The organism is Vreelandella halophila (genome assembly GCF_009856365.1).
GTDB classification, from domain to species: Bacteria; Pseudomonadota; Gammaproteobacteria; order Pseudomonadales; family Oleiphilaceae; genus Halospina; species Halospina utahensis_B.
In genome coordinates this window covers 68,267-81,329 of record NZ_WMEX01000005.1, presented here as the reverse complement: position 1 = coordinate 81,329, position 13,063 = coordinate 68,267, and the positions used below count along the sequence as shown (strand labels likewise).

Below are 13,063 nucleotides of genomic sequence, written 5' to 3'. Positions count from 1 at the left end.
ACGGAATCATCACCGTGGCCTCCGAACTCCCGCTTACCAACGACTATGCCGAACTGCTGCGCGAGGGGCGCCCGTTCCTGGACGTACGCGCGCCTGTAGAGTTCGCCGAGAGCACGCTGCCCAACGCGCACAACCTGCCTCTCATGACCGACTCCGAGCGCCAGCAGGTGGGCATCCGCTACAAGGAAGCCGGTCAGAATGCGGCCATCGAGCTCGGCCATGAACTGGTCGGAGGCCAGGTGCGCGAGGCCAGGATTGCCAAGTGGGTGGACTTCGCGAACCGTCACCCGGAGGCTCGACTGTACTGCTCCAGGGGTGGCCTGCGTTCCCGTATCGTGCAGCAGTGGCTGCATGAGGCCGGCGTCACCATCCCCCGGGTTGAAGGGGGCTACAAGTCACTGCGGCGCTTCGTGCTGGATGAGCTGATCGAAAACCGGATCCCCGGGCTGCCCCTGATGGTGGTCGCTGGACGCACCGGTACCGGCAAGACGCGGCTGCTCCATCAGCTTCCCAACCCCGTGGACCTGGAAGGACTGGCCGCACACCGCGGCTCCAGCTTCGGGCGCACGCTCACCCCCCAGCCCACCCAGGCCAGCTTCGAGAACGCCTTGGCCACGGCACTCTACCAGGCCCACGCCCGTGGCGGCCCCATCCATGTGGAGGATGAGGGGCGACTGATCGGCCGGCGCGTACTGCCCGTACCTCTGCAGAAGCGTCTGGGCGAATCCCCCCGGATGGTGCTCGAACAGCCATTGGCAACGCGTGTCGAGAACATTCTGGAGGACTACGTCATCGACATGACTAGAGCCTTCATGGAACGCGACGGAATGGAGACTGGCTTTGAAGCCTTCCGTGGTTTTCTGTTGGATGCACTCGGCCGTATCCGCAAGCGCCTGGGCGGACTGCGCCACCAGCAGCTGGAAGCGGTAATGCAGGAGGCCCTGTCGCAACAGTGGCAGTCCGGCGACCTGGACCGCCACCGTGACTGGATCCGGACGCTGCTGACGGACTATTACGATCCAATGTACGATTACCAGCTCAACCAGCGCGATGGCCGTGTTCTGAAACAGGGCGGATTCGACGAACTGGTTGAGTGGGCGGTGGACGCCAACACGCAACCGCTGACAGAACAAGAATCCATAAGGAGCGCCTGAATGGAAAGCATGATCCCGGATACGGAACAGCTCCAGGAGCTGACATCCATGGCCGCAGGCATGGCCATGAATTACCTGCCGCAGCTGTTGCTGGCCGTCATCACGCTGGTCGTCGGCCTGTGGCTGATCAACCGGTTCGTCACCGCCCTCGACAGGAAACTGACCGCCAAGGATCCAACCCTCGGGCGTTTTGTGACCGGTCTGGTTTCCATCCTGTTCAAGATCATCCTGTTGATCTCCGTCGCATCCATGGTCGGTATCGCGACGACCTCCTTCATTGCCGTCCTTGGTGCCGCCGGCCTGGCCGTCGGTCTGGCCCTCCAGGGCAGTCTCGCGAACTTCGCCGGCGGTGTCCTCATCCTCATCTTCAAGCCATTCAAGGTTGGCGACGTCATCGAGGCCCAGGGCTTTCTGGGCACGGTCAAGGAAATCCAGATCCTGTACACCGTGGTGGACACTTTCGACAACCGCCAGGTGGTGATGCCCAATGCGTCGCTCTCCAACGCCAGTCTGACCAATTACAGCGCCTACCCGAACCGCCGTGTGGATATGACCATCGGTATCAGCTACACCGATGACATCCAGAAGGCCCGCGAGGTTATCCAGAAGACCCTGGCAACGGATGAGCGCATCCTGCGTGATCCGGAACCGATGATCGTGGTGGGCGATCTCGGTGACAGCTCAGTGGATCTCAAGGTCCGCATCTGGGCCAATGGGGATGACCTCTGGTTCTGCTACTGGCACATGCTTGAACAGATCAAGGTGGCCTTCGACCAGAACGGCATCACCATTCCCTATCCGCAGCGGGATGTGCACCACTACCAGTCTGCGGGCTGATTGTACAAAATGTAACCTTTTTGCGGGACACCTCCGGCGGGGTTGGTCTAGCCTGAGATCAGGATCCCCGGATCCATGGGTCACAGCCCCATGCCAGGAGGTGTTGCCATGCCCGTACAGACCCTGATTGAACACCTGAAGGCCCACGGTGCCGAGTACCAGTGCCTGAGCCATCCCCCCGGTTTCACTGCCCAGTCCCTTGCCCATCACTGCAACGTGCCCGGTGACCAGGTTGCCAAGACGGTCATCATCGAGCTGGACGGACGCATGGCCATGCTGGTGATGCCAGCCAGCTTCCGGATCCGCTGGGACCGGATGATGGAGGTACTCTATACGGACTTCGTGGAACTGGCGGATGAAGCGGACTTCACGGACCGCTTCCCGGACTGCGAAGTCGGTGCCATGCCCCCCTTCGGCAACCTCTTCGGGATGACGGCCTACTGCAGCGAAACCCTTGCGGAACAGCCGGAAATCACCTTCGCCGCGGGCAGCCATACCGAGGCCATGCAGATCGCCACAAGGGATTACCTGGCACTGGCCCAGCCGGTGGTCATCAGCCAGGGCTTCCTGCGGCCCGGTGCCCGTCGTCCCGCCTGGCTCGCCGGCAGGCCCGGACGCTCGCGCAAGGCCGGCTGAGCCCCTGTTGCCGTCGTTCACTCTGGCGTAGACTGCGCTCATGAGTGAACACGAGCACGACATCGCCGTGATCGGCGCCGGCATGGTTGGCGCCGCCCTGGCACTGGCCTGCGCAGCCGGCGGCTGGCGCGTGGCCGTCATCGAACCCAGTGCCCCGGAAGCGCCCGCCAGCGACAGCGACCCCGACCTGCGCGTCTCCGCCCTGAGCGCCGGCAGCGAAGCCTGGCTGCGCGGGCTGGGCGTATGGCCCGCCATGGAGGAAATGCGCATGGCGCCCTTCCAGCGGCTGGCGGTCTGGGAGGCCGCCTCGGGACCGCTCGCCAGCATGCCCGGCGGCCGGCTGCTGGCCCAGCAGGCACGCACCGAGTTCAACGCCGCCCGGCTCGGACGCGACCATCTGGGCCATATCGTCGAGAACCGCGTAACCCGCTGGGCCCTTTGGGAACGGATGGGCCAGCAGACCGGCATTACCCGGTTCTGCCCGGCATCACTCCAGGCGCTGGAGCAGACAGAAGACGGCGTCACGCTCACACTGGAAGGCGGTGAGACGCTGCGTGTGGCTCTGGTCGTGGGTGCGGACGGGGCCAGTTCCGTAACACGGCGCCTGGCCGGCATCGGGACCAGCCGCACGCAGTACCGCCAGCAGGCCATGGTCATCAACATCCGCCATGCACCGCCGGCCCAGACCATCACCTGGCAGATGTTCACCCCCCAGGGACCCAAAGCCTACCTGCCGTTGCCCGAAGCGGATGGCAGCGCCTGGGGCTCACTGGTCTGGTACGACCAGCCGGAAACCCTGGATGAACTGATGGCCATGGAGGAAGACCGACTCCTGGCCGCCATACGCAGAACCTTTCCACTGGAGCTGCCGGACCCCGAGGCCGCTCCGGCGCGGGGCCGTTTTCCCATCGCACGCGAACATGCCCACCAATACGCCCATGGGCGTGTTGTGCTGGTCGGGGACGCCGCCCACACCATCAACCCACTGGCCGGGCAGGGCGTCAATCTCGGCTTCCAGGACGCAGCCGCGCTGGCGCGCAGCCTGGGCACGGCGGGCGCTCAGAGTGACCCCGGGAAGGCGCGAGTGCTGGCCGCCTACGAGGCGGAGCGCCGCCCCCGCAACCGCCTGATGATGGACGCTATGGACCTGTTCTACCATCTGTTCAGCAACACCACCCCGCCACTGCATCTGGCGCGCACCCTGGGCCTGGGGCTGGCGGGCCGGGTGCCATTCGCGCGCGAACGGGTCACCCGCTATGCCATGGGGATTGACGAGCAGCTGCCCGCGCCCATTGAATCACTGCTGAAACGACTGGCCTGACAACCAAGCGAGGAACCCATGTCCGAAAGCATCTTCAGCCGCATCATCAACCGTGAAATCCCCGCCGATATCGTGCACGAGGACGACCAGTGCCTGGCCTTCCGGGACATCAACCCGCAGGCGCCGGTACACATCCTGATCATCCCGAAAAAGGCCATCCCAACGGTCAACGACATCACCGAAGAGGATGAGAAGACGGTCGGGCACCTCTATACCGTCGCCGCCCGGATTGCCAAGGAGGAAGGCATCGACGGGGACGGTTTCCGTACGGTCATGAACTGCAACGAACACGGCGGCCAGTCCGTGTACCACATCCACCTGCACCTGATCGGTGGCAAGGCACTGGGCTGGCCCCCCTTCCCCAACGGCTGAGGCACATGGCGCGGGTGGTCAGCCCGCGCTTCCCGAATCGTTGCCGTCAGCGTCAAGTTCCCGTTCCGTCTCGGAAAGCGGCCGATGGCGCACGTCCATACCGCGGACCAGGTAGATCACCTGCTCGGCCAGGTTGTCCGCGTGGTCACCGACCCGCTCCAGAGCCCGCAGCGTCCACATCTGGTTGAGACAGAGCCCGATACCACGCGGATCCTCCATCATGTGCGTGACCAGCGCGCGTGCGGAACTCTTGTATTCCTCGTCCACGGACTCATCCTCGCGCATCACGTTCAGGGCGCTCTCGGTATCAAAGCGCGCGAAGGCATCCAGGGCATTGCGCACCATGGCCCGGACATGGCCGCTGATATTGCGCACCTCCACGAAACGGCGCTGGCTCATGCTGTCATCCATCTCATCTGACATCTCCAGCGCCAGGCGTGCGATCTTCTTGGCCTCGTCGCCAATGCGCTCAAGGTCCGCCACCATCTTGACCACGGACATGACCAGGCGCAGGTCACTGGCGGCCGGCTGGCGCAGCGCGATCACCTGTATGGCCTCCTCATCAAGGCGGCGCTCCATGTCGTCCACCTCGCGATCACGGTCACGCACGGCCTGCGCTTTATCCGCATCATTGCTGACGAGCGCCTCAACCGCCTCGCCAATCTGTTTCTCGACCAGTCCGCCCATTTCAAGCAGCTGGTTCTTGAGTTCACTCAGCTCATCATTGAACCGCTGGGAAATGTGGCGGGAATAGTTCTCTCGATCACTTACCATTATTGTGCCTCTGACAATGTGTCACCCACGGGAAGGATAAGACAGATGTGTGACAGTTCCATGACATCAGGCCACGCCTCAAGCCACATCGCAAATGCCGCTGATGGGGCTATACTGGCCCGCAACGCATCCTGACTGAAGCATCGGACAGACACCCATGAAAACACAACCCGACAAACCCCAACCCCGTGGTGAACTGACGCTGCAGCTGGTCACCATGGCCTCCGACACCAACAATAACGGCGATATCTACGCCGGCTGGCTGGTCAACAAGATGGATCTGGCCAGCGCCACCGCAGCCGGCCGACTGGCGCGCGGCCGGACCGCAACCGTCGCCATGGAAGGCATGGAGTTCCTGTCGCCCGTGCGACTTGGCGCCGAGGTGGCCTTCTACACCCACCTGGAGGACATTGGCCGGAGCTCCATGAAGATACGGGTGGAGGTATGGACCCGTGACCAGACCGAGCAGCATGCGCGCAAGGTAACCGAGGCGCAGTTCGTGAGCGTGGCCATCGATGAGCATGGCCGGATCCGCGAAGTGCCCGAGCCGGCCCAGAAGCTCTAGCCGGGAGCCCGGCTGGCCCTATCTGTCAGATTTTTTTACACATTGGCCGTCTCGTAGATGGCTGGCGCATGACCATCTGTATGATTGCGCAGATGAAAGAGCCTCTGTGCACGCTTCATGCATTCCTCTCTCTGTCCGATCTGCCATCCCGGCAGGGATTCAGGGAGTCAGAGTCATGCAAAAGCCCACATCCATACCCCATTCATCACGTGCCCTTGTCATGGGTTTTCTGCTGCTGCCTGCAGCCGCCATGGCGGCACCCTACACCTTCGACAGCGGCACCGGTCTCAATGATGCTCACAGCTGCAGCAGTGGCGGTGCCTACATCATCAGCACAGGCAACGTAACCGCCAACAACGCCGATGCCACAAACTGTTTTGGCGCCTACGGGGGCAACCCCAGCCAGCTGCTGCCGAACAGCGCACCACTGGCCTGGAACGGCGACAACTGGGATTTCATCGCCAAGATCGATGATGCCGGCTCCGACCTACTGAGCGCGGACCTCAACCAGAACCAGGGTGACTGGTCCTACTCCGGCGACGTCAGCAACTGGGCCAGCTTCTTCGTCGTCACCAAGGCTTCGAACAATCCAGGCTGGGCGGCCTACTACTTCGATGATACCCAAGGGGCCAGCACACTCAGCGGCACCTTCTTCATCCCCTGGGTGAACGAGGGCGGCAACAATGGCCCTGATCTCAGCGCCGCAGAGGAAGGCGGCTCCGCCCTTTCCAACCTGAGCCTGTACGCCCGCCGGGTAGCGCAGGTTCCGGAACCCGCCACGCTTGGCCTGATGGGTCTGGGGCTTCTGGGCCTGGGTCTGGGCCGACGCCAGCGCGCCCAGTAACCCGGGGGACGACCGCCGCAACTGCGGCGGTCTTTCTTTTCACCGCCTTTCGGGCCTATCCTGAGCCTTCGTACACAACCCAACACCTTGATCATGCCCATTCCGGATCACTACCGCCGTGGCGCCTGCCCTTCCGCCGGCAACCCGATGGCCAGCGGCGACGGGCTCCTGTCGAGGATCCGGCTGATCGATGGCCGCCTGACACCATCAGGTCTCAGGCGGGTGGCGGCGCTGGCGGATGAGCACGGATCCGGCCTGATCGAGATCACCGGCAGGGGCAACCTGCAGCTTCGGGGCCTCGCCGAGGAGGCCGAGGCCGAGCTGACAGCAACACTGGTGGATGCTGGCCTGGCGGTTGAACCAGCGGCGTCCGAAGCGGTCCGCAACATCCAGTGCAGTGCCGCTGCGGACCTGGATCCACAGGCCCTGATCGACCCTGCCCCTCAAGCCCGTGCTCTCGATCAGAGGCTCATCAGCGATGACCGTTTCCGGGCGTTGCCGCCCAAGTTCCGCTTCGTTTTCAACGGCGGAGGGCTGACCCATCTGGCTGATGCGGACGGGGATATCCGAGCGGATGCGGTTTCAACGCCGGAAGGCACCCGTTACTGCATCGGCCTGGCCGGCACCTCCGCCACGGCTCAAAGCCTGGGCAACTGTAAGCCATCGCAGGTGGTGGATGTCCTGGTCGAGCTGGCCCTGATCTTCCTCGAAGAGCGCCAGCGACTGATCACGCCGGCAAGGCGGATGCGGCAGCTCATTGATGCCTCCGGCAGTTCGCCCTTCGCGGGGCTGCGTGATCTCAGCCGGCCCGGTGGCGTTACGGCGGACCATCCACCGGCTCCGGAACCCGGCCGGACCAGGGCCGGCACGGTTCTGGGTGTCGCCCTCGGGTGCCTGGGCACCAACAGCGCCCGGCTGATCGCGGAACAGCTGGAAGCGCACAACAGCACACTGAGGATCACGCCCCAGCGATGCCTGATCATGCCCCATGGCCCGGTCACCAACCCCGGGCTTGCGGAAGCGCCGGAACTGATCCACACCCCGGGCGATCCCCGACTCTCGGCCATTGCCTGCCCCGGAATGCCGGGCTGTGCCTCGGGCAGCACCGCAACACGCCGGGATGCCCTGGACTGGGCTGAACAGGTGCCGGAACTCTTCGACGGGCGTAGTCTGGTCCACGTTTCCGGATGCCCCAAGGGCTGCGCCCACCCCGGCAGGGCCCCTGTGGTGCTGGTCGCCCGGGAGGGGCGCTACGACCTGGTGCTCGACGACCGGGCCCTGCCCGAGGAGGAAGGCCACCGGATCGCAAGCGGCCTGCTGCCGGAGGAGGTCCCGGATACGCTGCGCGCCCTGGTCAGTACAGCAGCACTGAACAGCCCCGGTGACGAACCCCTGGTCCAGTCCCTGGTACGCGTGGCTCAGGCATCCCGGAACAGGCGATGATGGGCCGGGTCGTAGAGGGCACTGTTGCAGAAATCCGTCTCCCCGAGCGCCGGACCCACAAGGATGATCGCTGAACGCTTCTCCGGGATGCGCTCAAGATCCTCCGCCAGCCGCCCGAGCGGCGCCCGCAGCACCTGCTCATCCGGCCGGCTGGCGCGGAAGACCACCGCCGCCGGGCAGGCGGCGCCGTAAAAGGGGGTCAGCCGTTGCACCACCGAATCCAGCGTGTGCAGCGACAGATGAATGGCCAGGGTGGTACCGGTGGCCGCATAGGCCTCCAGGGTTTCGCCTTCCGGCATGGAGGAGGCGCGCCCCTGGGTCCGTGTGAGCACCAGGCTCTGGGCGACACCGGGCATGGTCAGCTCCTGGCCCAGTACGGCCGCCGCCGCTGAAAAGGCGGGGACGCCGGGGGTCAGCTCGTACGGAATGGCCAGCTCCCGCAGCCGGCGCAGCTGCTCCGCCACCGCCGAGTAGATGGCCAGGTCCCCGGAGTGGAGGCGGGCCACGTCCAGACCCTCGTTGTGGGCTTTCTGGATTTCGCCGATGATGTCATCCAGCGCCATGGAGGCTGTGTTGATCAGCCATGCGTCCTCCGGCGCATGGGCAAGCACTTCCTCCGGGATGATCGAACCCGCGTAGAGGCAGACCGGGCAGGCGGCGATGCGGTCCCTTGCCCGCAGCGTGATCAGATCCGGGGCACCCGGGCCGGCCCCGATGAAGTGTACCGTCATGCTCTTCCTTCCCCTGCCTGTGATGGTTTGGTGATGAACCATATCGTGATCGGCCGGTCCGACTGCCAGCCATTGAACCGCCCCAGCGGCTCCGTGCGGTCCACCGAGAGGCGTGTCAGTTGCCCGCCGAACCGCTCCCGGGCCGCCATCAGCGCGGCTTCGCCTTCAAGGGTTACCGCCGTCGCCACACAGCGGCCCCCAGCTGCCAAAGCGGACCAGGCGGCATCAATCACGCCCTCCCCACTGGCACCGCCCCCGATGAAGACTGCGTCCGGTTGCGCCAGCGCGGGCATCGCCCCAAGGAGATCTCCCTCCCGGGTCTCCAGGTGGCCCACGCCATGCAGGCGCGCATTCTCCCGAACGTTTGCCAGCCGCTCCGGGCGCCGTTCAACCGCGGTCGCCCTGTTGGCCGGGTCCGCCAGGAGCCATTCCACGGCCACCGCGCCGGAACCGGCGCCCAGATCCCAGAGATGCTCCCCGCCCTGGGGCGCCAGTTGCGCCATGACCACCGCCCGGATCTCCGGCTGCGAGATCTGGCCGTCCTGCAGGAAGGCCCCATTGGCCCGCCCCGGCACCCTGGAGACCGGCGTTGCCCCTTCGGCGAGCCGGCATTCGATAGCCAGGGTATTCAGGCGGGCAGGCGCCTGCGCCAGACCTTGCTGCGCCGTGGTCTCAAGTATCCGTTCCTCCGGCCCACCCAAGGCCTCGAGTACTGTCACCCGGCTGACGCCGTAACCACTGTCCGTGAGCAGCCGACAGACCACCGCCGGGCTCTGTTCATCACTGCTGAGCACCAGCAGCCGCCGATCGGGCGCAAGCGCCATCCGCAACCGGTCCGGATCCCGCGCCACCAGCGAGTGACAGTGAACCGACTGCAGCGGCCACCCCAGGCGCGCGGCCGCCAGCGAAAAGGCGGACGGCCCCGGATGGCAGGCCATCACCTCCGGCGGGAAAGTGCGCGCCAGCGTCGCCCCCACTCCGTACCAGAACGGGTCACCACTGGCGAGCACACAGACCGGCCGCCCCTGCCACTGGCGTATCCGTTCAATGCCCTCACTGAACGGCGACGGCCAGGCTTCCCGCTGCTGGCCTGAAATGGCCGGCAGGTGATCCAGATGGCGCTGGCCCCCGATCACGAATTCCGCCCCGGTTACCGCCGCCCGGGCCGCCTCACCCAGCGCGTCCCAGCCAGCCTCGGACAGCCCCACAACGCTCAGCCAGCGTTGCGTTCCCGGCTCGCCACAAGACGTGTTCTCCGCGCTCACTGTATAATCCCGTTTTTCATCCATTTCCCGACTCCGGCAACCAACCATGGCCTTTCGCATCCTGATCCTCGGCGGCACCCGCGACGCCATGACACTGGCGGAACAGCTCCTGGAAAAACCCGAGCTGGAACCCACCTACTCACTCGCGGGCCGTACCCGCCGCCCCCTGCCACCGGCACTGCCAACCCGCCGGGGCGGCTTCGGCGGTATTGAAGGCCTGAAGCAGTGGCTCATGGAGCACGACATTGCCGCCGTGGTGGACGCCACCCACCCGTTCGCCGCCGAGATGTCCCACAACGCCGCCATTGCCTGCCAGGAGCTCGACCTGCCTCTGGGCCGGCTCGAACGCGAACCCTGGGCGCCCCAGTCCGGCGACGACTGGTACCCGGTACCCGACCTCCACGAAGCGGCCCGCAAAGCCACCGGACTGACCGCGGCGGGTGACACCCTCTGGCTCACCACCGGCCGCACCAGCCTCCCGGCCTTTGAGGGCATCCCCGACCGCCACCTGCTCGTGCGCTGCGTCGATCCTCCGGACCCCGAGCCCGCGTTTCCGGACTGGACCCTGATTGAAGACCGCGGCCCCTACCACCTCGAGGACGAACGCCGCCTCATCAGCGACCACAACGTCGCCGCCCTCATCACCAAGAACTCCGGCGGCCAGGCCGCCCACCCCAAACTCGACGCCGCCCGCGAGGCCGGCATCCCGGTCATCATCATCGACCGCCCCTCCCTGCCTCCGGCCACCCACTCCTTCCAGTCCCCGGAAGAAGTCACACAATGGCTGGAACAGGCGCTAAAGGTTATCGAGGCGTATCAGACGGGGTCCGGGGAGCTCTGAACGGGAAGCTCTGGAGCCAGGGATGGCGTAAGAGCAGCGTACACAGACGTATTCACAGCGATTCCCGTTCAGGGGTCCCCAACCCCCGTCATTCGAGGCGTCACAAATAATCCCGGGGACTGTAAACAAACCAACGATCCCCATGACGCACATACCGCCCCCGGGAATTCCCAACCAGAACCACCGTCCGCATATCCACCTCGGTCGGATCCGCCTCCGCCAGCGTCGTCATCCGAACCCACTCATCCGGCCGCCCGACCGCCGCCGCGAACACCACCGGCGTCTCCCCCGGCTGCTCCGCCCTCAGGAGCGACAGCGCCTCGCCCAGCTGCCAAGGCCGGCTCGAGGAGCGCGGATTGTAGAACGCCATGGCAAAATCCGCCCGAGCCGCCAGCTGCAGCCGGTTCGCGATCACCGACCAGGGCTTGAGATTGTCCGAAAGCGAGATGGCACAGAAGTCATGCCCCAGAGGCGCTCCCACCCGGGCAGCCGCCGCCTGCAGCGCCGACACTCCCGGATGCACCTCAAACTCAACGTCCGCCCACTCCGGTCGTGCCTGATGATCCAGCACCTCGCAAAGAGCCGCCGCCATGGCAAAAATGCCCGGGTCGCCCCCGGACACCACCGCCACACTGCGCCCTTCCGCAGCCAGGTCCAGCGCCCCGGCAGCCCGCTCCAGTTCCACCCGGTTGTCCGAGGGATGGCACTGGTGGCGTTCCGAGGCCAGCCGGTCCAGGTAGGGCCCGTAGCCCACCAGGTCCGTCGCCTGCTCGATCAGCTCCCGGGTCTCCGGCGTCACCCACTCAGGGCCGGCCGGGCCCACGCCGATCACGTCCAGCCGTTTCATACCCGCACCCCGGGGCCGGGAATCAGCACCATGGAGAAGTACGGCGCCTTGCCGTCCGGTGCCTCCACCAGCGGCATGACCCGCTCCTCCGGCATGCTCGCCTTCTCCACGTACCAGGCCCGCTCCTGGAGGCCCAGGTCCGTCACGATGCGGCGGAGCAGCGGCAGGTTGGTGCCCACCTTCATGATCACCGTGGCCCGCTCCGGATCAATGCTGGCCCGCAGGGCTTTCTCGTCCATGGTGCCCGGAATCACCCGCAGCTGGTCATCGCGCATCATCAACGGATGCGGCAGCAGCGCGCCGCCGGCCATCATGGCGCCCACACCCGGCACTACAGTGCTCTCGAACCGGTCCTTGAGGCGCAGGTAGATGTGCATGAAGGAGCCGTAGAAGAAGGCGTCCCCTTCGTTGAGCACCGCAACAGAACGGCCGGCTTTCAGGTGCTGGGCAACAGCCTCGGCGGATTCCTCGAAGAAATCCTCGATCTGCTGGCGGTATTCCGGGCTGCCATGGGGAATCTCGTTGGTCACCGGGTAGACCAGGGGCAGTTCCTCGTGCTCATCGGTGATATGGGCCTCGCAGGAGGTCCGCGCCCGCCCGGGGCCGCTGCGTTTGCAGAAGTAGGCCACCACCGGGCATTCGGACAGGAGCCGTGCAGCCTTGAGGGTGATCAGTTCCGGATCGCCGGGGCCCGTGCTGATGCCGTAGAGATGGCCGTAACCGGCCGCGTCCTGTGGGATTGTGAGTGCATCATTCATGATGGTCATTCCGTTTCGCTGGCCAGGGCGTTCACGGCAGCCGCCGCCATGGCGCTGCCACCGCGGCGTCCGTAGACGGTGATAAAGGGGAGATCCGGGGTCGCCGCGAGGGCTTCCTTGCTTTCGGCGGCGCCGATGAACCCCACGGGAAAGCCGAGTATGGCGGCCGGGCGCGGAGCGCCGTTGGCCAGCCGGTTGAGCAGGTGGAACAGGACGGTCGGGGCGTTGCCGATGGCCACCACGCTGCCCTCGAGGTGCTCATCCCAGAAGTCCACGGCGGCGGCGCTGCGGGTGTTGCCGATGGCAGCGGCGTGCTCGGGCACGCGTTCGTCGCGCAGGGTGCAGATGACGGCGTTGTCCGCGGGCAGTCGCTTGCGGGTGACACCGTGGGCGACCATTTCGCTGTCGCAGAGAATGGGGGCGCCGGCCTGCAGAGCGGCTTTCGCGGAAGCGGCAACGTCGGCGGACCAGCTCATGGCCTCAACGAGGTCGGTCATGCCGCAGGCGTGGATGAGGCGGACGGCGGTTTTTTCCAGGTCCGCGGGCACGGCAGCGAGGTCCGCTTCGTTGCGGATGGTGGCGAAGGAGGCGCGGTAGATGGCGGCGCCGTCCTTTTCGTAGTCATGGAGTTCGTCCATGGTCATTCCCTTCATCAATGTTCAGTACAGAAAACGT

General features: G+C 65.6%; 15 protein-coding genes. 9 read left to right on the top strand and 6 right to left on the bottom strand.

Annotated features, from left to right (window positions below; all coding sequences use genetic code 11):
* Nucleotides 1–14: 14 nt before the first annotated feature.
* From mnmH to GLW01_RS10045, 5 genes are all read left to right on the top strand, one after another.
* Nucleotides 15–1,154 (top strand): tRNA 2-selenouridine(34) synthase MnmH, encoded by a 1,140-nt coding sequence (gene mnmH, locus GLW01_RS10065; protein WP_160898965.1) that lies wholly within the window; start codon nt 15–17, stop codon nt 1,152–1,154.
* Nucleotides 1,155–1,991 carry a mechanosensitive ion channel family protein gene (locus tag GLW01_RS10060; protein WP_151439811.1) on the top strand — a complete coding sequence of 279 codons (837 nt, stop codon included), beginning with the start codon at nt 1,155–1,157 and terminating at the stop codon, nt 1,989–1,991.
* Nucleotides 1,992–2,099: 108 nt separating this feature from the next.
* Nucleotides 2,100–2,627, top strand: a complete 528-nt coding sequence (locus GLW01_RS10055) for an aminoacyl-tRNA deacylase (protein WP_151439810.1) — start codon at nt 2,100–2,102, stop codon at nt 2,625–2,627.
* 40 nt (nt 2,628–2,667) lie between these two features.
* Nucleotides 2,668–3,948 carry an FAD-dependent monooxygenase gene (locus tag GLW01_RS10050; RefSeq protein WP_160898964.1) on the top strand — a complete coding sequence of 427 codons (1,281 nt, stop codon included), beginning with the start codon at nt 2,668–2,670 and terminating at the stop codon, nt 3,946–3,948.
* 18 nt (nt 3,949–3,966) lie between these two features.
* A complete protein-coding gene (locus GLW01_RS10045) occupies nt 3,967–4,320 on the top strand; it encodes a histidine triad nucleotide-binding protein (RefSeq protein WP_151439808.1) in 354 nt (117 codons plus the stop codon).
* Between the two features lie 18 nt (nt 4,321–4,338).
* Here the strand turns inward: GLW01_RS10045 and phoU are convergent, their stop codons facing one another.
* Complete coding sequence (gene phoU / locus GLW01_RS10040) at nt 4,339–5,094, bottom strand: phosphate signaling complex protein PhoU (RefSeq protein ID WP_160898963.1); 756 nt, start codon at nt 5,092–5,094, stop codon at nt 4,339–4,341.
* A 157-nt stretch (nt 5,095–5,251) separates the two neighbouring features.
* Between phoU and GLW01_RS10035 the strand changes: the two genes are divergently transcribed.
* The 3 genes from GLW01_RS10035 (at nt 5,252) to cobG (ending at nt 7,946) form a co-directional block, all read left to right on the top strand.
* On the top strand, nt 5,252–5,659 hold the full coding sequence (locus GLW01_RS10035) for an acyl-CoA thioesterase (RefSeq protein ID WP_095615915.1): 408 nt from the start codon (nt 5,252–5,254) through the stop codon (nt 5,657–5,659).
* A 175-nt stretch (nt 5,660–5,834) separates the two neighbouring features.
* On the top strand, nt 5,835–6,503 hold the full coding sequence (locus GLW01_RS15520) for a PEP-CTERM sorting domain-containing protein (protein WP_202405667.1): 669 nt from the start codon (nt 5,835–5,837) through the stop codon (nt 6,501–6,503).
* 93 nt (nt 6,504–6,596) lie between these two features.
* Entirely contained in the window at nt 6,597–7,946 is a 1,350-nt protein-coding gene (gene cobG / locus GLW01_RS10025; protein ID WP_160898962.1) for a precorrin-3B synthase, read from the top strand.
* Here cobG and cobM read toward each other — a convergent pair.
* Together cobM and cbiE are read right to left on the bottom strand one after the other, a co-directional pair.
* Entirely contained in the window at nt 7,922–8,677 is a 756-nt protein-coding gene (gene cobM / locus GLW01_RS10020) for a precorrin-4 C(11)-methyltransferase (protein ID WP_160898961.1), read from the bottom strand. The two genes, cobG and cobM, sit on opposite strands and share 25 nt — an antisense overlap.
* Complete coding sequence (gene cbiE, locus GLW01_RS10015; protein ID WP_160898960.1) at nt 8,674–9,966, bottom strand: precorrin-6y C5,15-methyltransferase (decarboxylating) subunit CbiE; 1,293 nt, start codon at nt 9,964–9,966, stop codon at nt 8,674–8,676. The genes cobM and cbiE overlap by 4 nt, the downstream gene beginning before the upstream one ends.
* A gap of 22 nt (nt 9,967–9,988) precedes the next feature.
* On the opposite strand from cbiE, the gene GLW01_RS10010 reads away from it, so the two are divergent.
* On the top strand, nt 9,989–10,783 hold the full coding sequence (locus GLW01_RS10010) for a cobalt-precorrin-6A reductase (protein ID WP_151439803.1): 795 nt from the start codon (nt 9,989–9,991) through the stop codon (nt 10,781–10,783).
* 100 nt (nt 10,784–10,883) lie between these two features.
* Here the strand turns inward: GLW01_RS10010 and cobJ are convergent, their stop codons facing one another.
* From cobJ to GLW01_RS09995, 3 genes are read right to left on the bottom strand one after another with little or no spacing between them, the layout of a single operon-like run.
* Complete coding sequence (cobJ, locus tag GLW01_RS10005; protein ID WP_160898959.1) at nt 10,884–11,630, bottom strand: precorrin-3B C(17)-methyltransferase; 747 nt, start codon at nt 11,628–11,630, stop codon at nt 10,884–10,886.
* Nucleotides 11,627–12,388, bottom strand: a complete 762-nt coding sequence (locus GLW01_RS10000) for a precorrin-2 C(20)-methyltransferase (RefSeq protein ID WP_151439801.1) — start codon at nt 12,386–12,388, stop codon at nt 11,627–11,629. Before GLW01_RS10000 ends, cobJ begins: the two co-directional genes overlap by 4 nt.
* A gap of 5 nt (nt 12,389–12,393) precedes the next feature.
* Entirely contained in the window at nt 12,394–13,026 is a 633-nt protein-coding gene (locus GLW01_RS09995) for a precorrin-8X methylmutase (RefSeq protein ID WP_202405666.1), read from the bottom strand.
* Between the last annotated feature and the right edge of the window lie 37 nt (nt 13,027–13,063).

Coding starts and splice junctions, on each gene's coding strand:
- GLW01_RS10060 (WP_151439811.1), top strand. CDS start 1,155: ATGGAAAGCATGATCCCGGATACGGAACAGCTCCAGGAGCTGACATCC.
- cobJ (WP_160898959.1), bottom strand. CDS start 11,630: ATGAAACGGCTGGACGTGATCGGCGTGGGCCCGGCCGGCCCTGAGTGG.
- GLW01_RS15520 (WP_202405667.1), top strand. CDS start 5,835: ATGCAAAAGCCCACATCCATACCCCATTCATCACGTGCCCTTGTCATG.
- cobM (WP_160898961.1), bottom strand. CDS start 8,677: ATGACGGTACACTTCATCGGGGCCGGCCCGGGTGCCCCGGATCTGATC.
- GLW01_RS09995 (WP_202405666.1), bottom strand. CDS start 13,026: ATGGACGAACTCCATGACTACGAAAAGGACGGCGCCGCCATCTACCGC.
- cobG (WP_160898962.1), top strand. CDS start 6,597: ATGCCCATTCCGGATCACTACCGCCGTGGCGCCTGCCCTTCCGCCGGC.
- phoU (WP_160898963.1), bottom strand. CDS start 5,094: ATGGTAAGTGATCGAGAGAACTATTCCCGCCACATTTCCCAGCGGTTC.
- GLW01_RS10045 (WP_151439808.1), top strand. CDS start 3,967: ATGTCCGAAAGCATCTTCAGCCGCATCATCAACCGTGAAATCCCCGCC.
- GLW01_RS10010 (WP_151439803.1), top strand. CDS start 9,989: ATGGCCTTTCGCATCCTGATCCTCGGCGGCACCCGCGACGCCATGACA.
- cbiE (WP_160898960.1), bottom strand. CDS start 9,966: ATGGATGAAAAACGGGATTATACAGTGAGCGCGGAGAACACGTCTTGT.
- GLW01_RS10000 (WP_151439801.1), bottom strand. CDS start 12,388: ATGAATGATGCACTCACAATCCCACAGGACGCGGCCGGTTACGGCCAT.
- GLW01_RS10055 (WP_151439810.1), top strand. CDS start 2,100: ATGCCCGTACAGACCCTGATTGAACACCTGAAGGCCCACGGTGCCGAG.
- GLW01_RS10035 (WP_095615915.1), top strand. CDS start 5,252: ATGAAAACACAACCCGACAAACCCCAACCCCGTGGTGAACTGACGCTG.
- GLW01_RS10050 (WP_160898964.1), top strand. CDS start 2,668: ATGAGTGAACACGAGCACGACATCGCCGTGATCGGCGCCGGCATGGTT.